At 60.9% G+C, this 21,654-nt stretch carries 23 protein-coding genes and 1 pseudogene; 8 read left to right on the forward strand and 16 right to left on the reverse strand.

The features are described from left to right. Window positions 1–79: 79 nt before the first annotated feature. From ACIGEK_RS08685 to ACIGEK_RS08705, 5 genes and pseudogenes are all read right to left on the reverse strand, one after another. Window positions 80–428 (reverse strand): annotated as a pseudogene (locus tag ACIGEK_RS08685) (aspartate aminotransferase family protein); the annotation flags it as partial. Window positions 429–458: 30 nt separating this feature from the next. Further along, window positions 459–1,226, reverse strand: coding sequence for a phosphonate ABC transporter, permease protein PhnE (gene phnE / locus ACIGEK_RS08690; RefSeq protein ID WP_397492892.1), 768 nt, complete (start codon window positions 1,224–1,226; stop codon window positions 459–461). After that, a complete protein-coding gene (locus ACIGEK_RS08695; protein ID WP_397492893.1) occupies window positions 1,223–2,050 on the reverse strand; it encodes a PhnE/PtxC family ABC transporter permease in 828 nt (275 codons plus the stop codon). Before ACIGEK_RS08695 ends, phnE begins: the two co-directional genes overlap by 4 nt. Continuing rightward, window positions 2,044–2,841, reverse strand: coding sequence for a phosphonate ABC transporter ATP-binding protein (locus ACIGEK_RS08700; RefSeq protein WP_397492894.1), 798 nt, complete (start codon window positions 2,839–2,841; stop codon window positions 2,044–2,046). The genes ACIGEK_RS08695 and ACIGEK_RS08700 overlap by 7 nt, the downstream gene beginning before the upstream one ends. Further along, on the reverse strand, window positions 2,838–3,689 hold the full coding sequence (locus tag ACIGEK_RS08705; RefSeq protein WP_397492895.1) for a putative selenate ABC transporter substrate-binding protein: 852 nt from the start codon (window positions 3,687–3,689) through the stop codon (window positions 2,838–2,840). The genes ACIGEK_RS08700 and ACIGEK_RS08705 overlap by 4 nt, the downstream gene beginning before the upstream one ends. A 174-nt stretch (window positions 3,690–3,863) precedes the next feature. Between ACIGEK_RS08705 and selD the strand changes: the two genes are divergently transcribed. After that, on the forward strand, window positions 3,864–4,898 hold the full coding sequence (gene selD, locus ACIGEK_RS08710; protein WP_397492896.1) for a selenide, water dikinase SelD: 1,035 nt from the start codon (window positions 3,864–3,866) through the stop codon (window positions 4,896–4,898). Then, entirely contained in the window at window positions 4,898–5,998 is a 1,101-nt protein-coding gene (gene mnmH, locus ACIGEK_RS08715) for a tRNA 2-selenouridine(34) synthase MnmH (RefSeq protein ID WP_397492897.1), read from the forward strand. Before selD ends, mnmH begins: the two co-directional genes overlap by 1 nt. 59 nt (window positions 5,999–6,057) lie before the next feature. Here the strand turns inward: mnmH and ACIGEK_RS08720 are convergent, their stop codons facing one another. Genes ACIGEK_RS08720 through ACIGEK_RS08730 form a run of 3 tightly spaced genes read right to left on the reverse strand, consistent with a single transcriptional unit; the run spans window position 6,058 to window position 9,631 of the window. Beyond that, a complete protein-coding gene (locus tag ACIGEK_RS08720) occupies window positions 6,058–6,981 on the reverse strand; it encodes an FAD:protein FMN transferase (RefSeq protein ID WP_397493115.1) in 924 nt (307 codons plus the stop codon). Then, on the reverse strand, window positions 6,971–9,148 hold the full coding sequence (locus ACIGEK_RS08725) for a PepSY domain-containing protein (RefSeq protein WP_397492898.1): 2,178 nt from the start codon (window positions 9,146–9,148) through the stop codon (window positions 6,971–6,973). Before ACIGEK_RS08725 ends, ACIGEK_RS08720 begins: the two co-directional genes overlap by 11 nt. Before the next feature lie 15 nt (window positions 9,149–9,163). Continuing rightward, on the reverse strand, window positions 9,164–9,631 hold the full coding sequence (locus tag ACIGEK_RS08730) for a DUF2271 domain-containing protein (protein WP_397492899.1): 468 nt from the start codon (window positions 9,629–9,631) through the stop codon (window positions 9,164–9,166). A 183-nt stretch (window positions 9,632–9,814) separates the two neighbouring features. Between ACIGEK_RS08730 and ACIGEK_RS08735 the strand changes: the two genes are divergently transcribed. Both ACIGEK_RS08735 and ACIGEK_RS08740 read left to right on the forward strand, forming a co-directional pair. Beyond that, entirely contained in the window at window positions 9,815–10,201 is a 387-nt protein-coding gene (locus ACIGEK_RS08735; RefSeq protein WP_397492900.1) for a hypothetical protein, read from the forward strand. A 130-nt stretch (window positions 10,202–10,331) separates the two neighbouring features. Further along, complete coding sequence (locus ACIGEK_RS08740; RefSeq protein WP_397492901.1) at window positions 10,332–10,829, forward strand: hypothetical protein; 498 nt, start codon at window positions 10,332–10,334, stop codon at window positions 10,827–10,829. Window positions 10,830–11,045: 216 nt separating this feature from the next. Here ACIGEK_RS08740 and ACIGEK_RS08745 read toward each other — a convergent pair whose 3' ends face one another. The 5 genes from ACIGEK_RS08745 to ACIGEK_RS08765 all read right to left on the reverse strand — a co-directional run bounded on the left by ACIGEK_RS08745 (window position 11,046) and on the right by ACIGEK_RS08765 (window position 15,171). Then, complete coding sequence (locus tag ACIGEK_RS08745; RefSeq protein ID WP_397492902.1) at window positions 11,046–11,333, reverse strand: hypothetical protein; 288 nt, start codon at window positions 11,331–11,333, stop codon at window positions 11,046–11,048. Further along, on the reverse strand, window positions 11,330–11,962 hold the full coding sequence (locus ACIGEK_RS08750; protein ID WP_397492903.1) for a transcriptional regulator: 633 nt from the start codon (window positions 11,960–11,962) through the stop codon (window positions 11,330–11,332). Before ACIGEK_RS08750 ends, ACIGEK_RS08745 begins: the two co-directional genes overlap by 4 nt. Before the next feature lie 81 nt (window positions 11,963–12,043). Beyond that, complete coding sequence (locus tag ACIGEK_RS08755) at window positions 12,044–13,171, reverse strand: NAD(P)/FAD-dependent oxidoreductase (protein WP_397492904.1); 1,128 nt, start codon at window positions 13,169–13,171, stop codon at window positions 12,044–12,046. Continuing rightward, window positions 13,171–14,124, reverse strand: a complete 954-nt coding sequence (locus tag ACIGEK_RS08760; protein WP_397492905.1) for an ornithine cyclodeaminase family protein — start codon at window positions 14,122–14,124, stop codon at window positions 13,171–13,173. The genes ACIGEK_RS08755 and ACIGEK_RS08760 overlap by 1 nt, the downstream gene beginning before the upstream one ends. Window positions 14,125–14,223: 99 nt before the next feature. Continuing rightward, a complete protein-coding gene (locus ACIGEK_RS08765) occupies window positions 14,224–15,171 on the reverse strand; it encodes a GlxA family transcriptional regulator (protein ID WP_397492906.1) in 948 nt (315 codons plus the stop codon). A 120-nt stretch (window positions 15,172–15,291) separates the two neighbouring features. Between ACIGEK_RS08765 and ACIGEK_RS08770 the strand changes: the two genes are divergently transcribed. From ACIGEK_RS08770 to ACIGEK_RS08780, 3 genes are all read left to right on the forward strand, one after another. Next, the gene (locus tag ACIGEK_RS08770) at window positions 15,292–15,762 is read left to right on the forward strand and encodes a nuclear transport factor 2 family protein (protein WP_397492907.1); all 471 of its coding nucleotides are present in this window, start codon (window positions 15,292–15,294) and stop codon (window positions 15,760–15,762) included. Between the two features lie 37 nt (window positions 15,763–15,799). Continuing rightward, the gene (locus ACIGEK_RS08775; RefSeq protein ID WP_397492908.1) at window positions 15,800–16,120 is read left to right on the forward strand and encodes a GIY-YIG nuclease family protein; all 321 of its coding nucleotides are present in this window, start codon (window positions 15,800–15,802) and stop codon (window positions 16,118–16,120) included. Between the two features lie 66 nt (window positions 16,121–16,186). Beyond that, window positions 16,187–17,122, forward strand: a complete 936-nt coding sequence (locus ACIGEK_RS08780) for a glutathione S-transferase family protein (RefSeq protein ID WP_397492909.1) — start codon at window positions 16,187–16,189, stop codon at window positions 17,120–17,122. A 44-nt stretch (window positions 17,123–17,166) separates the two neighbouring features. Here the strand turns inward: ACIGEK_RS08780 and ACIGEK_RS08785 are convergent, their stop codons facing one another. From ACIGEK_RS08785 to yejK, 3 genes are read right to left on the reverse strand one after another with little or no spacing between them, the layout of a single operon-like run. After that, window positions 17,167–17,484: a glutaredoxin family protein gene (locus ACIGEK_RS08785; protein ID WP_397492910.1), complete on the reverse strand. Its 318-nt coding sequence runs from the start codon at window positions 17,482–17,484 to the stop codon at window positions 17,167–17,169. Between the two features lie 57 nt (window positions 17,485–17,541). After that, on the reverse strand, window positions 17,542–18,360 hold the full coding sequence (locus ACIGEK_RS08790; protein WP_397492911.1) for a polyphosphate kinase 2 family protein: 819 nt from the start codon (window positions 18,358–18,360) through the stop codon (window positions 17,542–17,544). Continuing rightward, window positions 18,357–19,370, reverse strand: coding sequence for a nucleoid-associated protein YejK (yejK, locus tag ACIGEK_RS08795; protein ID WP_397492912.1), 1,014 nt, complete (start codon window positions 19,368–19,370; stop codon window positions 18,357–18,359). Before yejK ends, ACIGEK_RS08790 begins: the two co-directional genes overlap by 4 nt. Before the next feature lie 376 nt (window positions 19,371–19,746). On the opposite strand from yejK, the gene ACIGEK_RS08800 reads away from it, so the two are divergent. Next, entirely contained in the window at window positions 19,747–21,357 is a 1,611-nt protein-coding gene (locus tag ACIGEK_RS08800; protein WP_397492913.1) for a M28 family metallopeptidase, read from the forward strand. The last annotated feature ends 297 nt before the right edge of the window (window positions 21,358–21,654 follow it).

Consider the following 21,654-nt stretch of genomic DNA (forward strand, 5'->3'; position numbering starts at 1 on the left):
TGTGACAGACGTTACACAAGTTCAGCCTGCTGGGCGACTGAGTTATCCCGGCAGGCTGTGGGCAGAGGTAGCGGGGACCTTACAGTAAGCCCAGTTCCATGGCCGTGCGATCCACCGCGCGCTTGGTTTTTTCCACCAGCTCATCCAGTTGCGTGCGCCCGGCTACCAGGGCCGGAGCCATGATCATGCGGCCCTGGGTGGCGCGGATGATCAGGCCTTTCTCGAAGCCGATGGTGCGGCAGCGCCAGGCCAGTGTCTTGGATATCGCCGACCAGCGAGTGATTGCCGAATACTTCGCGCAAACACTGCTGCAGATAAGGCGCCGCCTGGCTAAAACGCGCACCGCTGACTAAGCCGGCGCAGTTGTTTGTCGAGTTCTGCAAGGCGCAGCTGGGAACGGGCAATGGGGCCGAGGTGGGGTGAGTGCTTTAGAGCGTGTCTCGTTGAGGCAGTTGCAGCTAGGCACTAATCCAGCGTTGGCGGGCCCAGCCGCTTAGCGCATCGACAGCGAATACCAGCACTAACATGGCCAGAATTACCGTGCTGGCCTGGGCTTCCTGAAACAGACTGAGGCTGACATAGAGCATCTGTCCCAGGCCGCCGGCCCCGACAAAGCCGAGTACGCTGGCCATGCGGATATTGTTTTCCCAGCGATACAGGCAGTAGGCCAACAGCTGTGGCCACAGGTTGGGCAGGGTGCCGTAGCAGAACGCCGCGACCTGGCTGCCGCCTTGCAGGCGAATTGCCTCTGCTGGCGCGGTTGGGGTGTTCTCTAGTGCTTCGGCAAATAGTCGGCCGAGTACGCCGGCGGTATGTAGGGCCAGGGCCAGGGTGCCGGCATTTGGGCCAAGGCCGGCAGCCAGCACCATCAGCGCAGCCCAGACCAATTCCGGAATTGCGCGCAGGGCATTGAGTAGTAAGCGTGCCGCGCTTTGCAGCGGCCAGCCGAAGCGCCCTGCCGCCGGCAGCGCCAGAAACAGACCAAATACCGCCGCGAGCAGGGTGCCGAGGGCCGACATGGCCAGGGTTTCCAGGGCGCCACGGCTGACGGCCGCCAGATGCGTAGAACTCAAGTCCGGGCTAAGAAAACGTTGCACGTAGCCGGCCATCTGCGCCGGGCTGTCGCCGCTGAGCAGTTCGCCCAGGTCAATACCCAGGTATGCGAATGAAACCAATACCGCCACGCCAATCCCCAGTAGCAGTAACAGGTTGACCAGCCTGTTCATGCCAACCTCCCGCGCAGCAAGCGGCTGAGCTGGTCGGCCAACAGCACCAGCAAGAGGAAAGTCAGCAGCATGCTGGCGGCTTCACCACCGGCAAACATGCGCATCGACAGGTCAATCTGTTGGCCCAGGCCGCCGGCGCCGACGAAACCCATGACCACCGAGGCGCGGATCGCGCATTCCCAGCGGTACACCGTGTAGGAGGTCAGCTCCGCAGCGGCATTTGGCAGAATGCCGTAGGCGAATGCTGCCAGCCGGCCGCTACCTGCTTGCAGCAGGGCATGGGCTGGGCGCTGGTCGACTGACTCGAAGATCTCCGCGTAGACCTTACCGAGCATGCCGCTGTAGGTGATCGCGATGGCCAGTACCCCGGCGGTAGGGCCGAGGCCGACCGCGCGGACGAACAACAGCGCCCAGACGATTTCCGGAACGCTACGCAGGAAGATCAACAAACCACGCACCGGCCAGCGCAGCAATTGCGCCAGCGGCTTTGGCCGGCCGCCACGGGAGGCCGCCGACAGTGACAGGGCGCGGCTGGCCAGCAGGCTTGCCGGGATCGCGAGGAGCAGCGCCAGGGCCATGCCCGCAGTGGCGATGGCCAGGGTCTGTAGAGTGGCATCGAGCAGCAGCTGAAGAAATTCAGGCTCATGGGCTGGCGGCCAGAAGGCGGCGACGAAGCGGCCCATTTCGCTCTGGCTATCGCTGAGCAGCAATACGCCCAGATCCAGCTCGCTAAGCTGAATACCTGGCCAGAGCAAGGCCAGTGCCAGCAAGGTCAGCAGCAACCGCGACAGGGCGGCTGGATCGCGACTGGTGCGGCTCAGCATCGCGGAATCTGCAGGCCTAGGCTGACGGCCGCTGTGGGGGGGGGGAGCAGTTGTTCATTGGCGTAGAGTGCATCGAGCTGTGCTTTATCGACCTCAGCGGCAGGGCGATCAAAGAGAACCTGACCGTCGCGCAGGCCGATGATCCGCGGGAAGTGCGCCAGGGCCAGCTCCACCGCATGCAGGCTAGCCACCAGCGTCACGCCCTGTGTAGTGGCATGCCGGCACAGCACGCTCAGGGTGTGCTCGGCCAGCACCGGGTCCATGGCCGACACCGGCTCATCGGCCAGCAGCAGTTCGGGGGCCTGGTACAGCACGCGGGCGATGCCCACGCGTTGCAGTTGGCCGCCTGAGAGCTGCTGGCATTGGGCGAACAGCTTGTCGGCCAGGTCCAGCTTGGCCAGCTCGCGACGGGCACCGGGGATGTCGAGCGGGTGCAGCAGGTTTAACAGGCTTTTGCCCAAGCACCATTGGCCGAGCTTGCCAGCCAGCACCGCAGTGACGACTCGCTGGCGCGCCGGTAGTGGCGGCGCCTGATGCACCAGACCGATGCGTGCGCGCAGGCGCTGACGCTGGCGGCCGGAAAGTTGCCAGGGGTGTGTACCGAGTACCAGCAGTTCGCCACTGTTTGGTTGCAGAGCGGTGGCCAGCAGATTGAGCAGGCTCGACTTGCCGGCTCCGGACGGACCGATAATGGCGACTTGTTCGCCGGCAGCAATGTGCAAGTCCACACCGCGCAGGGCGTGGACTCCGTTACCGTGGCTGAGGCCGGCGCCGCTAAGGCGCAGGGTCATTTCAGCAGGTCGGCGGCGCGGGCGGCGTCCTCGATGCCTTTGTAGTTCTCGGGCGAGGTTTCGATAAAACGGCTGGCAGCCTGGAGGTCGAGAATCGCCTTGTGCTCAGGGTTCGCGGGGTCGAGTGCGAGGAAGGCGGCTTTGATCTTCTCGGCCAGTACCGGGTCGAGGGTGCCGCGCACGGTCCAGTTGTAGTCGTAGTACGTCGGGGTGATGGCGAAGACCTTGACCTTGCTGGTGTCGACTTTTCCGGCGGCGACCAGCTTGTCCCACACGCTGGCGTTAAGCACGCCGCCATCGACCTTGCCGGCCTGAACCCAGGCTGCAGTGGCGTCATGCGCGCCGGAGTAGCCCACGCGGCTGAAGAAGTCTTCCGGTTTGATCCCATCCTGCAGCATGAAATAGCGCGGCATCAGGCTGCCGGAGGTGGACGACACCGAACCGAAGGCAAAGGTCTTGCCCTTGAGGTCGGCCAGGGAGGTCACGTCCGGGTTGGCGGTGATGAACTTGCTGGTGAACTGGGCGTCTTGTTCACGCTGCACCAGTGGCATTGCATTGCCAGTTTTCAGGCGTGCTTGCACGAAGGTGAAGCCGCCGAGCCAGGCCAGGTCCAAGCGGTCAGTAGCCAGCGCTTCGACCACGGCTGGGTAGTCAGCGACCGGGGTGAATTCGACCTTCATGCCCAGTTGCTGCTCCAGATAAGCACCCAGAGGTTTGAATTTGCGCAGCAGTTCGGTTGGTGCTTCGTCCGGAATGGCGCTGACACGGAGCACCTCGGCGGCGTTGGTGAGGCTGGCGGACAAGGACAGAGCAACGCCGGCGGCGAGCGTCAGGGTGCGTTTGAGCATGAGGATTCTCCGGTTCAATAGCGGAAAAGGATCTAAATAACAGGTCCGAAGATGTGCAGGCCTGCGCGTCGTGGTCAGGGTAGTCGATGTGGCGCGATTATATGGAGCGCTTTGACAAAGGCCAGCTTTGCTAGAATCTCCGGCCTGTTTTCTGATTTGCCGAGAGCCTTACCGATGAGCGAGCCGATCCGTTTGACCCAGTACAGCCATGGTGCCGGTTGCGGCTGCAAGATTTCGCCCAAGGTACTGGATGTGATCCTCGCCGGCAGTGGCGCGCAGAACCTTGACCCCAAGCTGTGGGTTGGCAACGCCTCGCGTGATGATGCGGCGGTGTATGCCCTGGATGACGAGCGAGGGGTAGTTTCGACCACCGACTTCTTTATGCCGATTGTCGATGACCCCTATGACTTCGGCCGTATTGCAGCCACCAACGCCATTAGCGACATCTACGCCATGGGTGGCGACCCGCTGATGGCCATCGCCATCCTCGGCTGGCCGGTCAACCTGCTGCCACCGGAGGTGGCCCGTGAAGTGATCCGTGGCGGCCGCGCGGTCTGTGATGAAGCGGGTATTCCGCTGGCCGGTGGTCATTCCATCGACGCCCCAGAGCCGATCTTCGGCCTTGCTGTTACCGGCGTGGTGAGCAAGCGCCATATGAAACGCAATGACACCGCCACCGCCGGCTGCCAGCTGTACCTGAGCAAGCCGCTGGGTATCGGCATCCTCACCACTGCCGAGAAGAAGGCCAAGCTGCGCTCCGAGGATGTTGGCCTGGCGCGCGACTGGATGTGCACCCTGAACAAGCCCGGCTCGCGTTTCGGCAAGCTGGCCGGGGTCACGGCGATGACCGATGTTACCGGTTTCGGTCTGCTCGGCCATCTGGTGGAGATGGCCGATGGCGCTAATCTCACCGCCCAGCTCGACTACGCCGCCGTGCCACGCTTGCCGGGGGTCGATTACTACCTGGCTGAGGGTTGCGTGCCGGGCGGCACCCAGCGCAATTTCGAAAGCTATGGCGAGAAGATCGCGCCTATTACTCAGGAGCAGCAAAATCTGTTGTGCGATCCGCAGACCAGTGGCGGCCTGCTGATTGCCGTCAGCCCAGAGGGCGAAGCGGAGTTTCTTGCCGTGGCCGCCGAACTGGGCCTGAACCTGGCGCCCATCGGCCGTCTGATTGAACGACAGGGTTACGCGGTAGAGGTGCTGTGATGCGCGACAACAGCAGCAACTACCGCGAGATATTTCTTAATGATGTGCCGATGATGGATGCCCGCGCCCCGGTCGAGTTCAACAAGGGCGCCTTCCCCGGTGTACTCAACCTGCCGCTGATGGATGACAGCGAGCGTCAGCGGGTCGGCACCTGCTACAAGCAGCATGGCCAGGACGCTGCCATCGCTATGGGTCACCAACTGGTCAGCGGTCAGGTCAAAGATGAACGGGTCGCAGCCTGGGCGGCATTCGCCAAGGCCAATCCACACGGCTATCTGTACTGTTTTCGCGGCGGGCTGCGTTCGCAGATTACCCAGCAATGGCTGGCGGAAGCCGGTATCGACTACCCACGGGTAATCGGCGGCTACAAGGCGATGCGCACCTTCTTGCTGGAAACCACCCAGCAGACCGTGTCTGAGTGCGATTTCGTCATCCTCGGCGGCCTGACTGGCACGGGCAAAACCGACGTGCTGGTGCAGCTGAACAACAGCCTGGACCTGGAAGGCCACGCCAATCACCGTGGCTCCAGCTTCGGCAAGCGTGCTACTGGCCAGCCGATGCAGATTGATTTTGAGAACCGCCTGGCCATCGATCTGCTCAAGCAGCGCGCCCGTGGAGTCCAGCAGTTTGTTCTGGAAGACGAAGGGCGCATGGTCGGCAGCTGCACCGTGCCGCTAGCGCTGTACCAGGGCATGCAGGAGTATCCGTTGGTGTGGCTGGAGGATGCGTTTGAGGACCGTGTCGAGCGCATCCTGCGTGACTATGTCATCAACCTGTGTGCCGAGTTCATCAGCCTCCACGGCGAGGAAGATGGTTTTCGGCTGTATGCCGAGCGCTTGTTGCAGAGCTTGAGCAATATCCAGAAGCGGCTGGGGGGCGAGCGTTACCAGCGGCTGCTGGCCATTATGCAGGCTGCACTCGACGAGCAGCAACGCACCGCGGTGGTTGACTTGCACCGTGGCTGGATCGACGGGATGCTGCGTGAGTATTACGACCCGATGTATGTCTTTCAACGCGAGAGCAAGGCATCTCGTATCGAGTTTGCCGGTGACCAGGCCGCGGTCATCGCCTATCTGGCTGAGCGCAAGGCGAGTCGCTAGGCGGCAGGGTTGAGCCTGAGACGCCGATTGGTCTCAGATTATTCAATGACGCCGGCGGCTTAGAGACCAACCGTTACTTCGCGCAACTCATCGCCGTCGCGCAGAACAAAAATGGCGCTCAACCCTTTGGCTTTGGCCAACTGCGCGCCGCGTTCCACGCCGAGCACCATCAGTGCGGTTGCCCAGGCGTCGGCGTACATGCAACTGGTGCACAGCACCGACACTGAGGCGAGGTCAGAAAGCAGCGGGGCACCGGTGTGTGGGTTCATGGTGTGGGAAAACACCTGGCCGTTATGCTCACGCCAGTGACGGTAGTCGCCGGAGGTGGCAATGGCGGTGTTACTCAGGGCCAGCGAGCCAAGCACTTCGCGCTGGCCTTTGCTGGGTTTTTCCAGGGCGACTGACCACTCGCTGCCGTCGGCCTTGACGCCGCTGACGCGCATCTCGCCATCAATGCTCACCAGGTAGGACGTGATGCCGTGGCGCGCCAGGCAGCGGGCCATCTGGTCCACGGCAAAGCCTTTGGCGATGCCGTTAAGGTCCAGGGTGATGGGCGCATGTTTGCGTACTCGGCCGTTATCCGCGTCGACTTCCAGTACCTCGCGCGCGCTGGGTTGCTTGTCCGGCCAGGTGTTGAGCGGCGCGTGTGGGCCAAAGCCGCACGCGCTGACCAGCGCGCCGACGCCAATCTCGAACGCCCCCTCCGACTCGGCACTGATGCGCAGTGCGCTGCTCAGCACCCACAGCAGCTCATCGGGCACGCTCAGCCATTGGCCGCAGTTGGCCGCGTTGAGTTGCATCAGGTCGGAGTCGGGCTTCCAGGTCGACATTTGCTGGTCAACCTGATCGACCGCCTGTTGCAACTCGCTGCTGATCACGCTCAGGTCGAGTTCGGTCGGTGCATACAGCACCGCGCTCCAGCGCGTGCCCATGGTGGCGCCACTCAAGTTGTGGCGCTGCGCTGCGTTGGTCTCAGTAGACATCTTCACGGTAGCGTCCTTGTTGGCGGAGTTGGTCGATGTTCAAGCCCAGTTGCTGCAGCAAGGGTTCCAGTACATTGCGCACACCGGCGGCCATGTAGCGGGAGCCGCACACCAACACCTGCGCGCCCTGTTGCAACAGCGCCAGCAGTTTGTCGGCGTCCTGCAGGAGGCGGTCCTGCACATACATCGGCTTAGCCGCCTGGGAGAACGCCAGGCCCAGTTGGCTCAGGCGTCCGTCAGCCAGGTATTCATTCAGTTGCGTTTCATAGAGGAAGTCCGACTGCGCGCTGCGGCCACCCCAGTACAGGTGCAGTGGGCGCTGATGGGCATTCTTGCGGACAAAGCCAATCAACGGCGCCAGCCCAGTGCCGGTACCCACCAGAATCAGCGGGTGCTGGCCTGCAGTCGGGCGAAATTCGGGATGCGCTTGGATAACCCCTTCAATACATTCACCCACCTGCAGGCTATGCAGCAGGCTTGAGCAAACGCCCTCGGGCTGTTTACGCACGCAGATTTCCAGCACGCCATCTTCTTCGCCGCTGGCAATCGAGTAGAAGCGTGGCGGCAGATCAATACCCGGACGGATGGCCAGCAGGTCGCCGGGTGCAAAGCGACTGTTGCTGGTGGGCGATACGGCAAAGCGCAAAACGGCTGCCGGTGATTCGCTGCCCTCGCCGTAAAGCTCGCGGCTCAGCAACTGCAACTGTTGCGGGGTTTCGCGGCTGGCGTGCGCAGTGAAGTGCAGGGCAACGCCAAGTTCCTGGCCAAGCCGCTGCGCCCACTGGTTGAGCTCGCCCAAGGCGTTGCGGTCGATGCGTTGCAAGGGCAGCAAAATCGCTAAATCCTGTTGTTGCAGGCATTGCTCAACGTGCTCGGCATAGCCGCAGAAGTGCTGAAACTGCGAATCACCAAAGCCCAGCACCGCGACTTGCAGCGCAGGGTTCAGCTCACTGCGCTGCAAGCGCCCGAGAAACGCCTTGGCCGAATCGGGAGCCTGGCCATCGCCATAGGTCGAGGTGAGTACTAACAGCTGGCTGGCTTGGCGGTAGTGCGGCTGCAGTTGATTCATGCTGGCGCAGTGCACCCGCCGGCCCTGGCTCTGCAATTGTTCATGCAACTGCCGGGCATAGCTCCAAGTAGCCCCGGCCTGACTGCCAACCAGCAGAATGATCTGCGCTTGATCGGCCGGCGTGTTATCGGGCCGTGCGCCAGCCAGACGCTTGCGCCGCGCCCATGAAAGCAGGCCGAAACCGCTGAGAAACAACACGGCCAGGCTGGAGCCGCTGAGGATCAGCGTCCAGAGTGGCGAGTGCGCGCCGGTGTGCAATTCGTAGATGTTTTCGTACAGGCGAGTGGCAAAACCATGCTGCTGATAGTTGATCCATTGCCCCGTGCTGGCATTGACGAAGCCTTCACCCGCCGCCGTACGCACGGTGTAGAAATTGGCATCCGGGTCGCTGGGGAACTCCAGTTCGCGCAAGTCTTGCAGGTCCAGGTTGCGCAGGGCAGCAAGGCTGTTCAGCTCGGCCGCCGGGGCCGAGTAACTGGCTTCTGGGTAGGCCGGCGAGGCGTCTTGACCATCGTTGATCCAGCCCTGGCTGATCGCTGCGAGATACAGCCCACTCAGGGCGAGAATCGCCAGGGCCGGCAGCGTCCAACGGGCCACGACCATATGCCAGTGAATCAGCCCGCTGCTGGCTGGAATAGGCCGTACTAAGCGGCTCCAACCCCCGAGTCGACGCGCCAACAGCCAAGCGCCAGTCACCACCAGTATCAGCATGGCCAGCGCCGCTAGACCACTGAACCAGCGGCCCGGCTCGCCGAGCAGCAACTCGCGGTGCAGGTTGCGCGTCCAGGCAAGCAGGGCGGAAGGCTGGTAGGGCGAGATAACTGAGCCGGTGAGTGGATCAACCACCACGGTGCTGTTCTCGTTCGCCGTGCTGAGCGTGACGCGCAGCTCACCACTGGGTGCCCGCTCGATGCGCTCGATACCTTGCACCTGGCCGGCGATACGCGCGGCAACGTCGGCGACATTGTGCTCCGCTGCTGGTGCAGACTGCAGGTGTTCAACCAGGGTGCTGCTGGACAACACCAGGCCGGTAGCTGCCGAGACCATCAGCAAGACGCCAAGGAGCAAGCTGAGTACCACGTGGGTGCGTTGCAGCATGAGCAGGCTCCTGAGTTAAAACTGGTAGCTGAAGGTGTTGACGTAGCCTGTTGCGCTACCGCTGACCGGTGTGGGCTGTTGTGTGAGCGGCACTTTGATCTCGGCACGGTTGTCCTGCTTGTTCTCGACGGCGCTGTCGATGCGGATTTCATAGCCGGCATCAATCAACGCATCCTCCAGTTCAACCGCCACCTTCAAGGTTTGCCCGCTGCCAACGCTGGCACCGGTAAGACCGTCGTATTCGGCAGGCTTGTTGCCGTCACGCACCCAGTCACGCAGGTGCTTGTAGTACTTGGCCTTCTTGCCGAAGACCCATAGCGTGCGTTGGTAATTGCCTTGTGCATCGGTAACGTAAAACGCCAGGTAGGCATCGTTGCCGCGATACTCTTTCAAGGTGGTTTGCAGGGTGATTTCGCGGGCCTGGCCCAGCGCGGGCAGCGTCGCCAAACCGGCTAAAGCGAGGGTTAGGGTGGTCTTGTTCATCTGAACCTCCGTAGGCAATGGCGCAACCTTAGCCCCCAATTCTGAAGCCAAGCTGAAGGACAGAAACCTTGCACTTAATGAGGACTTAAGACTGTTCTGAAACAGCGTTTCGACTGGCGTCGGCTTGTTCCTTTCTTAGCCAGGCATTAGCAATTCTGCGCTGGCGGCGGCAGTGCTACTCCGGTGATTGCAGCGCCTGCTTCTGCGCCGCAGGGCAATACCTTCTGCCATGCCTATATCTATGTGGTGAAGAAACCCGGCGGATTGCAATCAGCGATCTTCCAGAGCGCCAGCCCGCAGATAACCTCGGCCGGTATGATGGCTACGCTGTCTGAGTTTGTGGCCAAGGTCAGGCAGCAGCAGCCCGAGGCCTGGCGGCCGTTCAGTTTCCCAGACGTACAGTGCAGCCCGCCATCTGGTTATTGCTTCGCCAATGCGCAGAAGGCGTTGTTCAAGCCCGACCAGATGGCGGGCCAGTTCTGCTTCGCCACTCGAGCTGAGGCGCAGAGGCATTACGAGGAGTTCAACTCGGTGAAGCCGGTTTATGAAACGCTGGAGTGGACACCTTAGGCGCTTTCCTTTAGCCACTGCGCCAGGCGCATTAGCATCTGGCCGGCGAATCTAGCCAAGAGTGAATACACTATGCGCCCGATAATCCCGGGCCATTACTATGGCTGCCTCGAACAAGGAACGCGCCTTTATGGCTTCCCCAGATAAACAGCAAAAACGTGCCCAGCGGGCCAAAGCCAAGGCCAAGCAAAACCGTTCGGGCAAGGCCAAAGCCACTGTCGTGCATCCGCTGCTGGCCAATCCGCTGATCAACGAGCCGTTCGATGATGTCGAAATCGACCTCAGTACCTTCGACTTCAGCGATATCGAAGAGAACGGTTTCGACCCGGCGCACTTCGATGATCTGTTCCAGACGATGAAAGTCGGCGAAGGCATCAGCCTGCTAGCGATGTGTCTGGTGTTCCTGCAATACCCGGTGTTGGAGCTGGTGGTCGCGGAGGAGGCGGAAGACGCGGCCACTGACTTTATGATGGGGCTGCTGATCGTCTATCGCGGGATCTTTCACAATGAAGATGAAGACACGGCCGTGGAGTGGATTGGCAGCGAGGGCTTCCAGCATGCCTACAACGAAGCCTCGATGATCCTGCAGAAGAAAAACGCGCGCGGCACCCCAGGCGTCCGCACTTAGTTGCAAAGGCGTGATCTGCTCAAGCCGGCGGCAGGCGTCCGCGTATGAGCGTGCCGAGTAAATCAATAAACCACCACAGCAGCAGACCGGGTAGCAGAGCGATTGCAAGTAGGTGCTGGTGCGCGAGAAACAGTTCGAAGAAAATCTCTGACGGCGCCCAGGTATTACCAAAGGCCTGGGCAAAGACCTCGCAGCTGAAGTAGGCCGCAAGCACAGTTAGCAGAACAAAGCTGGCAGCTCGCCGTAGGGGTTTTTCAGCACTCTAACTGAGGCTGCATAGAGCAACATACTGGGTATCGAGAGCAGTAGGGTGTCCAGCAGCGGGGAATTGGCATCAATTAAAAATGGCCATTCCAGCGTGAGACGCTGGTTATTCAGCTCACCTGTGACAGCGCAGATAAACAGCCCTGCCACCAGTGGAATGCCCAGCGTCTGAATAGTTACGAGGATAAAACTGATAAAGCGTTGGATGCCTGGCACTCCTTGCCGGATAAGTGCGCTCAAGCCTCGCCTTTGATCTCTTTCAAATGCTTGTACACCGTCGCGCGGCCCATATTCAGCACGTTGGCGATGTAGTTGGCGGCGCTTTTGCCTTTGAAGGCGCCCTCTGCGTGCAGAGCTTCGACCAGCTCGCGTTTGTGCTCGCGGGTCAGCAGGTTGAGACCGAGCTGGCGCTGGCGTAGCCAGCTGTGCAGGAAGGTGTTGATGCGCTCCTGCCAGTCGTCGCGGAACAGCGCGTCGGGCTGCGGCACCAGTTTGCTGGAAGAGAGAAACAGATCCAGCGCCTGCTTGGCGGTTTCAAACATCGAGATATTCAGGTTGATGCACAGCACGGCGATGGGCGTGCCGCTGGCGTCATGCAATACGCTGCTGACCGAGCGGATCTTCTGGCCGTCCCAGTTGAGCTTTTCGTAGGGGCCGATGTTGCGCTCATCCACTTCGCCGCTGAGCATGTCTTCCAGCGCAGCGTCATCACCGATCACGCGTTTGGAAATGTTGTTGGCGATGTAGTCGACCTTCTGAGTGCGCAGGTCGTGCAGCACCACTTCGGCGTGGGGGAAGAACAGCGTGGCGATGGCGTCGGCGATGGTGCGGTAGTTGTCCAGCTCGGGGGCAGGGCGGGGCGGCGTCATGCGGCTAACTCTTCGGGCTTGGGAGGCGTTGGAAGTGTGCCGCAAAGCGCCCGAGGCGTCATCCTCGTGCGCTGCGACTGATTATTTGAGCAGGCGGGCAGGTGAGAGCATGGCTTCAGTTAAACCAAACTGGCGCAGGTGCTCGGGCAGTGGCTCGCCACGGGCCAGGGCCGCGCAGGCCATGCCCATGGCGGCGGAGGTCTGAATACCGTAACCGCCTTGGGCAGCCACCCAGAAGAAGCCCGCCACCTTCGGGGCGAAGCCGCCGACCAGATCGCCATCGGCGACAAAGGAGCGCAGACCGGCCCATGTATGTGCGGGGCGGCGAATGCTCAGGCTGGTGTGTTCTTCGATCTGGTAGATGCCGAGGGCGATATCCAATTCTTCCGGCTGTACGTCGTGGGGCTCGACCGGGTCGGCGTTGGCGGGCGAGCCGAGCAGCAGGCCGGCGTCAGGTTTGAAATAGAAGGATTCGTCCAGGCTGACCACGCAGGGCCAGGCATGGCAGTCGAGACCTTCTGGTCCATTAAAGGTAAAGGCGGCGCGGCGTTTGGGAATCAGGCCGATAGGCGCCACGCCCGCCATTGCGGCGATCTGGTCGCACCAGCCGCCGGCTGCATTGATCAGCGTCTTGGCGCGGTATTGCCCGGTGCCGCAATCAATCAGCCAGGCGTCGCCATCGCGCTGGATGCGCAGCACTTCGCAGCTGTTGTGGATTTCCCCGCCCTGCTGGCGAATGCCGCGCAGGTAACCCTGGTGCAGGGCGTCGGTGTCGATGTCGGCGGCTCTGGGGTCGAGCATGGCGGCCTGCACTTTGTCGCGGCGCAGCACCGGCACCAGGGCGCAGGCTTCGTCGGCGCTGAGCAGGCGCATCTCCGGCACGCTGGCTTTGCCGCTGTCGAACTGGCGTTGCAGCTCGGCAGCGTCGCCGGTGAAGTCCACCACCAGCTCACCACGCGGGGTCAGCAGTGGGTGTTCGGCAAAGCCTGCGGGCGGCGCATCGTAGAAGGCGCGGCTGGCGGCGGTCAGGGCGCGCACTTGCGGCGTGCCGTAGGCCACGGTGTAGAGCGCGGCGGAGCGGCCGGTGGAGTGATAACCGGGTAACTGCTCGCGCTCCAGCAGGATGGTTTTGCCATGGGACGCGAGAAAGTAACCGGTGGAGGCACCGGCAATGCCGGCGCCGATGATCAGGTAGTCGGCCTGGTGCATCAGCAGGTCTCCTGCTTGAGCTGGTAGAGCGCGTGGGCCAGGGCGACATCTTCCAGGCCCAGGCCGATGGAGCGGAAAAATACCGAGCGGCGGTAGTCCGGGCGCACGGCTTTACCGCTGACGAGTTCGGCCAGATCACCGAGGATATCTGCGCTGTTCCAGCCTAGGCGGCTGGCCAGGAGCATTTCCCCGGCGCTGTCCGGGGTGGTAGCGCGGTAGTCGCAGTAGACATCCATATTTAGCAGGCTGGCGGGCGTTACTTCATGGGCGCGCGGCGCGTTGGTGCTGATCGAGGTGATCAGCGCCGGTTTATCCAGCTCGACGGGATCGAGTAGTGGTTTCGCCGATGAGGTGCAGAGCATCGCCACGTCGGCATCGCGAATGGCGTCTGCCTGGCTGGCGCACAGCTGGATGCGTGGGTCGAGTTGCTGCAGCTTGAGCAGCTGCGCGCCGGTTTTGCCGGCCAGGCCTGGCGAGTAGAGGCGGATGCTCTGCCAGGGGCGCAGCTGTTTGGCGTAATGCACATGGGCCTGCGCCACGGCGCCGCTGCCGATTACCGCCAGGCGGCTTGCCTTAGGCGCGGCCAGGGCATCTACAGCGACTGCGGTGGTGGCGGCGGTGCGCGCAGTGGTCAGGCTGCCGGCATCGCACAGCAGCAGTGGCTGGCCGGTTTGCATCGACATCAGCAGGGTCCAGGCGGTAATCAGCGGGCCTTGCTCGCGGACGATATAGGGTGAGGTTTTCACCCCGTAAACACCGGCCCCGGCCAGCACGCCGAGGTAGTTGATAAAGTCGCCAGCCCCGTAGGGGAACTCCACCAGCTGCTGCGCGGGCTGCACCGCATGGCCGGCGGCTAGCTCGCGGAACATCGCAACCATGGCCTGGTGTACATCGACCTGGAGCAGCAGCTGTTCGGCTGCGCTTTTATCCAGCACATAAGGGGTGGTCGACATGAGCAGCTCCGTAACGATTTGAACAATTAATTCCATTTTGGACTTTAAGGTATTAATCGACAAGCGTTGGCGCGGCAAGTTGATACGTTGCTGCGACGTTTAGTTCGCTTGGCGTAGGCGCTTGCGGAACGCTCCAGGGCTTTCCCCGCAGAGCTGCTTGAACAGCTTGGCAAAGGTGGCGCGGTCGGCATAACCGACCTGTTCGGCGATCTGCTCCAGTGATGCCGGGCTACGTAGGGCGCGCTGCGCGGCGCTGATGCGCACACGCTGCAGATAATCGTTGGGCGTTAGCCCGGTGCTGGCCTTGAAGCGCCGCAATAGAGTGCGCGATGAGCAGTTGGCTTGGGCGGCCAGGCGATTGAGGTCAATATTTTCGCCATGATGACGCTGCAGCCACTGCAGCACTGGCGTGAGCTGGCAATCACTGCTGGCCGGTGGCAGCAGCGGGGCAAAGCGCGATTGCAGGCCGCGCTGGCTGTCGAACACCAGGGCATTGGCCACCTGTTGCGCCAGGCCGTCGCCGCCATGCTGGGCGATCAGGTGCAGGCACAGGTCGAGCCCGGCATGCGCGCCGCCGGAGCTGAGCAGGTGGCCGTCTTCGCAGATCAGTTGCTCGATCTGCAAATTGACCAGCGGATAACGCTGACGAAACTGGTCGGCCAGCGCCCAATGAGTGGTGGTACGGCGACCGTTGAGCACGCCCGCGGCGGCCAGGAGAAAGGCGCTGCTGCACAGGCTTGCCAGTTGCTGGTGCGGGGGGCGCAGGGCCAGCCAGGGCAGCAGCGCTGCGTTGTCGGCCAAGGTACTGTCGATAGCGCTGCCGCTTGCAGCTAGCAGAATCAGGTCGGCATCCTCGGCCAGGCTTAGGTCGCCATCGACCTGGATCTGCGCAAAGCCCAGATCAACCGCTTGCCCGTCCAGGCTGACGCGCTGCAGCTCGAACAGCCGTTGCTCGGCCAGGCGGTTGGCCAGGACAAAAGCGTCCATGGTCATACTCAGGCTGGAGCACACGGTTTGCGGGCAGACGTACAAGGCAATCTTCAGCATGACTAACTCATCGCTGGGAGGGTTTTGGCGATTATTGACACAAGAGTGTCTTTTACGCCAATCGCGAATAAAGGCTTTAGGGGCAATACTCCTCGCAGTCCCCATACGGAGTTCTGCCCCATGAGCCATTCCAACGCCGCGCTGATCACCCGTTTCTACCAGGCCTTCCAGCAGTTGGATGCCGAGACTATGGCCAGCTGTTACAGCGCGGATGTGCAGTTCAGCGACCCGGTGTTTACCGACCTGCGCGGTGCAGCGGCCGGCGATATGTGGCGCATGCTCTGCGCCAAGGCTCAGGGCTTTTCCCTGACGTTCGAAGGCGTGGCAGCGGATGACCACTCCGGACGGGCGCGTTGGGTGGCGACCTACACCTTTAGCCAGACGGGCAATACCGTGGTCAACCACATCGACGCCAACTTCCGCTTTCGTGACGGCAAAATCTGTGAGCACCACGACCACTTCGACCTGTGGCGCTGGGCACGTCAGGCCTTGGGCGCTAAAGGTTTGTTGCTGGGTTGGGCGCCTTTTGTGCAGAACGCCATTCGCCACCAGGCGGGCAAAGGTTTGGCGGCGTTCCAAAAGAGCCGCTAAGCTCGGCGACCTTGCTCACTGTGTGCCGATTTGTCTGATGCCTGAATCATCCACTGCCATTGTTGAGCCCGCCGCCAAACCCTGGTTTGTCTATCTGGTACGAGCGGCCAACGGCGCGTTGTACTGCGGCATTAGCGACGATCCGCACAAGCGCTTTGTCAAACACCAGAGCGGTAAGGGTGCACGCTTCTTCCACTCAAGCCCGGCGCAAGCTTTGGTGTATATCGAACACTGTGCCGGTAAAGGCGATGCGCTGCGCCGTGAGCGGGCGGTCAAGGCCTTGAGTAAGGCAGCCAAGGAAGCTTTGGTAGCAGCCATGCCTGTTATCGCTGTAACTGATAATGCGCCATCAGGCTAAGCGGGTAGGCCGCCACGGCTTGCGCGGTTAAGCTGCGGGTCTACCTGAATCCTTGCGGAGCCTGTCATGCATGAGTTGATCCTGCACCATTACCCGACCTCGCCCTTTGCCGAAAAGGCGCGGTTGATGCTCGGTTTCAAGCAGCTATCCTGGCGCTCGGTGATGATCCCGCCGGTGATGCCCAAGCCGGATCTGACTGCGCTGACCGGTGGCTACCGTAAAACGCCGGTGCTGCAGGTCGGCGCTGATATCTACTGCGATACAGCATTGATCGCCCGTCGCCTTGAAGCGGAAAAGAATACCCCTGCATTGTTGCCAGAAGGTCAGGAATTCAACGTTGCCTGCTTCGCCCAGTGGGCTGACTCCCAGGTGTTTTTGCATGCCGTGAGCTTGGTGTTCCAGCCAGAATCCATCGCTGCACGCTTCGGTAAACTGCCACCGGAATTCCTCAAAACCTTTATTGCCGACCGTTCGTCCTTGTTCACTGGCGGTCTGGCTGCCCGTGTTCCATTGGAGGTGGCCAAGCACCAGTGGCCGACTTTGATGGCGCGTTTGCAGCAGCAACTTGAGCGCGAGCAGGGCGATTTCCTCTTCGGTGAGCCATCTCTGGCAGATTTTGCCATGGCCCATGCATTGTGGTTCCTGCGCGGCACGCCAGTGACTGCGCCGCTGGTTGATGCCTACCCTGCGGTGGCGACTTGGTTGGCGCGGGTGCTGGATTTCGGCCATGGCTCGTTCAGCGACATGAGCGGTGAAGAGGCCGTAGAAATTGCCCGCAACGCCACTCCGGTGGCCTTGCCGGATGCTGCACTGGTTGATCCAAATGGCTTCACCATTGGCCAGCAGGTGGCGATTTCCGCCGTCGATTATGGCGTGGATGCGGTGGAGGGTGAGCTTGTTTTCAGTGGCACTGAAGAACTGATCCTGCGCCGCGAAGACCCACGCGCCGGCACCGTGCATGTGCACTTCCCGCGTATGGGCTTTGCCATCAAGGCGCTGTAAGGCCGCAACCCCGGCACGCTCTGCTGAAAGAGTGTGCCGAGGTTTCAGTACGCGGCCCGCATTGCCTGTGGGTCGTAGCCGTGAATAAGGGTGCCCTTGATATCCAGCAAGGGTACGCCGCGCCCGCCCAGGGCCTTGAAGGTCACCTGGCCGGCTGGGTCTTTCTCGATATCAATTTCCCGGTAGGCAATCTGATCCTGCGCCAGTTGCTTGCGGGTTTTCGCGCAGTAGCCGCACCATTGCGTGGCATACAACACCACTTCGCCTGGTCGATCAGCCAGCGGTGGCTGTAACCAGCCCTGCACGGTGTCCCAGTGTTGGAAGAGCGCCAGCGCGCTTAGCAACAGGATGATTTTCTTCATAGGGCGTTCCTTTGCCTGGTTAACCGGATGGGGCAGCCGCGCCAGGTTAGCAGTGAGCTAACTGTGCTCCAACTCTTCCAAACTGAATGGCGGCGGCGTATCCGGCCAGTCCAGCTGCAAACGCTCCAGCTCGCGCGCCAGCAAGCTGGCCACCAGCCAGTCGCGTAACCAGCGATGATCGGCTGGGACCACATACCAGGGCGCTGCGTCGCTGTGGCTGGCTGTCAGCTGCTCAGTCCAGCGCTGTTGGCGCAGGTCGAATTCGCGATAGGACTGCAGGTCACTGCTGTGCAGTTTCCAGCGTTTATGCGGTTGTTGTAGGCGCTCTTGCAGGCGGTGCTTTTGTTCATCTCTGGATAGCTGCAAAAAGCATTTCAGCGGCTGAATCGACTGGCTGAGCAACTGCGCCTCGAAGGCTTGAATCGCCTGCTGGCGCGCGGGAAGTTCGGCGGATTTACACAGACCATCCAGTGGGTCGCTGATCAGCCCTTCGTAGTAGCTGCGGTTGAATACCCCAAGCAGGCCCGCCCCGGGCAAGCGCCGCTGGTAGCGCCAGAGAAAGTCATGGCGTTGCTCGCAGGCATCGGGTTTCTGAAAGCTATGGATGCGCAGGCCCTGCGGATCGAAGCTGCTGATTACTCGGCGAATCACGCCATCCTTGCCGGAGCAATCGGTGCCCTGCAGGATCAGCAGCAGGGCGCTACGGCGATTGGCCCAGAGCATGCGTTGCTGCTGGTTGAGCCAGGGCCGAAGTTCGGCCAGGGCCAGTTGAGCGGCCTGCTTGTCCAGACCAAAGTCGCGTGCCGGATCTTGGCCAAACGGTGCGCTGGGATCACAGCAGCAGGCATCCAACAGGCTATCCGGCAGGCGGCTCATGCTTGGTTTTTGCGGCGCTTAAGCTGATCGGTGAGCTGCGTCGGCAGGTTACGGATCACCAGGGTGTCAGTGCTTTCGTCGTACTCGATCTTCGAGCCGAGCAGGTGAGCTTCAAAGCTGATTGAGAGGCCTTCGGCACGCCCGGTAAAGCGCTGAAACTGGCTGAGGATGCGTTTGTCCGCCGGAAATTCCGGAGCCATGCCGTAATCCTTGTTGCGGATATGGTCAAAGAAGGCCTTGGGCCGTTCTTCGTCGATCAGTCCGGATAGCTCATCGAGGGTGATGGGCTCGCCTTGTTTGGCCTGGTTCGCAGCATAGCTGACCAAGGTCTTGGTCTTCTCGCGGGCCTGTTCTTCCGGCAGGTCTTCGCTTTCCACGAAGTCGCTGAAGGCTTTCAGCAGGGTGCGGGTTTCGCCTGGGCCATCGACGCCTTCTTGGCAGCCAATAAAGTCGCGGAAGTATTCCGAGACCTTTTTGCCGTTCTTGCCTTTGATAAACGAGATGTACTGCTTGGAGTTGGCGTTATTGCGCCACTCGGAGATGTTGATCCGTGCTGCGAGGTGCAACTGGCTGAGGTCCAGGTGCTTGGCGGCGGTCACGTCCAGCGCATCATTGACCGCAACGCCTTCACTGTGGTGCAGCAGGGCGATGGCCAGGTAGTCGGTCATGCCTTGCTGGTAGTGGGCGAACAGCACATGGCCGCCGGTGGACAGGTTGGACTCTTCCATCAGCTTTTGCAGCTGTTCCACGGCCTGGCGGCTGAACGCGGCGAAGTCCTGACTTTCATCCAGATAAGCCTTCAACCAGCCGCTGAACGGGTAGGCCCCGGACTCTTCATGAAAAAAGCCCCAGGCTTTGCCCTGCTTGGCGTTATAGCTCTCGTTAAGGTCGGCGAGCATATTCTCGATGGCCTGGGATGCGGCCAGCTCGGTATCGCGGGCATGCAACACGGCGGGGGTGCCATCGGGCTTTTTGTCGATCAAGTGGACGATGCAGTGGCGGATCGGCATGGGCTAGGTCTTCAATTCAGTCGCTGGGTGATGGCTCCTGGGTTGTTGGCGAGGCCAACATGGAGCCGATCTAGAAAATGTGCGCAGAGTTTACCTGAGTACAGGTTTCTCTCCATCTGTCAGCGCGCCCCACCGGGCTGTTAACACCCTGGCGCCAGTTATTGCAGTCCGACGGGCACAGCGTGCGATGCTGGCCAATTGCTCTCATGTTCGTCGATAAGTTCTAATTTTCAAGAAATTTGTAGATATCGGTTCGCGAAGATGAATATCCACGTCTAGGTTATGTAGCGTCCACACGACGCAGTAAAGGGACGTATCGCGGCGGTGTCACAAGCGCTGCCGCACCTAAAAACTCCATATATGGATTGGAGGCAGCATGCATAACAAGATTGTGAAAAGCGGTCTGATTGTTGGAAGCCTACTGGCGGCGATCTCGGGCGAGGTGCTCGCAGAGTCGAACAAAAGTAGCAGCCAACTGTTTAATGCGTTTTGGAGCCCGGCCCGCTTGGGTCCTCTGGAATGTCGTTTTGGCCTGCTCAACAGCACTACATTGGGGTTGCCGCGCTGTATGCAGGCGAGCAATACCTCGATTCACCTGCAGATGTTCAAGGATATTGCCCAAGCCAATGGCGGTAATCGTGCTGCGGGCTTGCCCGGTTATCAGCGCTCGATTGATTACGTGAAATCCACTCTTGAAAGCGCTGGTTATCGTGTAGAGGTACAGCCGTTCCCCTTCACCGCCTACTACCCACAAGGGCCAGGCGAACTGCAGACCTTGGCGCCGACGCCGGCGGTGTATGAGTGGGATGTGGACTTCACCTACCTGTCGCAAACCGAAGACGGTGACGTCAGTGCACCAGTCGCGGCGGTGGATATCGCGCTTGGTGCGGGCAACCTGTCCAGCAGTGGTTGTGAGGCGGAAGACTTTGTCGACTTCCCGTCCGGTTCCATTGCCTTGTTGCAGCGCGGCAGCTGTAACTTCCAGTTGAAAGCGGAGAACGCCGCTGCGGCTGGCGCTTCAGGGGTGATCATCTTCAACCAGGGCGACACCGAGGACCGCAAGGGCTTACTGAATGCCACCCTGGGTGACAGCTATGCCGGCGGTATCCCGGTGTTCTTCGCCACCTACGATGTCGGGGTTGGCCTGGCGCAGAGCACAGAGACACAGGTGCGTATGTTGGCTGACGTGGTGCGTGAGCGCACGCAGACCTTCAACCTTATCGCTGAGAGCCGCCACGGCAATGCCAACAATGTGGTGATGGCCGGGGCTCACCTTGACTCGGTATATGAGGGTGCAGGCATCAACGACAACGCTTCAGGCAGTGCCGCGTTGCTGGAGTTGGCGTTGCAGCTGCAGAAGGTGCGGCCGAAGAACAAGCTGCGCTTCGCCTGGTGGGGTGCCGAGGAGTCTGGCTTGGTTGGTTCGACTTATTACGTCAATCAACTCCCGGCTGAGCAGAAGAGCAAGATCAAGTCGTACTTGAACTTCGACATGATCGCTTCGCCAAACTTCGCCTACTTCATCTATGACGGCGACGGTTCTGCGTTTGGCCTGCAAGGCCCGCCCGGCTCTGCAGCCATCGAAAAACTGTTCGAGGAGTACTACAAGTTGCGCGGTTTACCGTCCGAGGGTGATGAGATCACCTTCCGTTCGGATTACGCGCAATTCTTCCAGGATGGCATCGCCTTTGGCGGGTTGTTCACGGGGGCAGAGGTGTTGAAAACTCCTGAGCAGGCGAACCTTTATGGCGGTACTGCGGGGGTCGCGCTTGATCCGTGCTACCACGCCAGTTGCGATGACCTGAACAACATCGCGCAGCGTGCTCTGGAGATCAATGGCGATGCGATGGCCTTTGTGACCAGCTGGCTGTCGTTCTCCACCAAAGTGGTCGATGATCAGATCGAGGCCGCTAAGGCCGAGAAGAGCGTGGCGCGTAGTGCGCAGAGCTACGACATCACTCACTGGGGTAAACACTGGATCAAGTGATCGGCTGAAATGCAAAACCCCGGCAGAGCTAAGCTCTGCCGGGGTTTTCTTTGTGCGGTCAGTGCGGGCACACTTCTCTAGGAGCGGTTTCGCCGTAGTTGATCACAGCAAATCAAGTGAAGCGTAATTACGTGAAAAATGACCGTTCGTGGCAAAGATGCGTGAAGTGCGGTTCCGGCTTTACCCCTGGCTTGAAACGCTGCAGATTGCTACTTAGAGTGGCGAAAAAGTTTTCTAAGGCCAAGGACGGATCCGATGTCTTCCACTCTTATCAGTACCACCTTTCTTACTCCCGAG

This window comes from Pseudomonas sp. NPDC079086 (assembly GCF_044542155.1).
Classification (GTDB): Bacteria; Pseudomonadota; Gammaproteobacteria; order Pseudomonadales; family Pseudomonadaceae; genus Aquipseudomonas.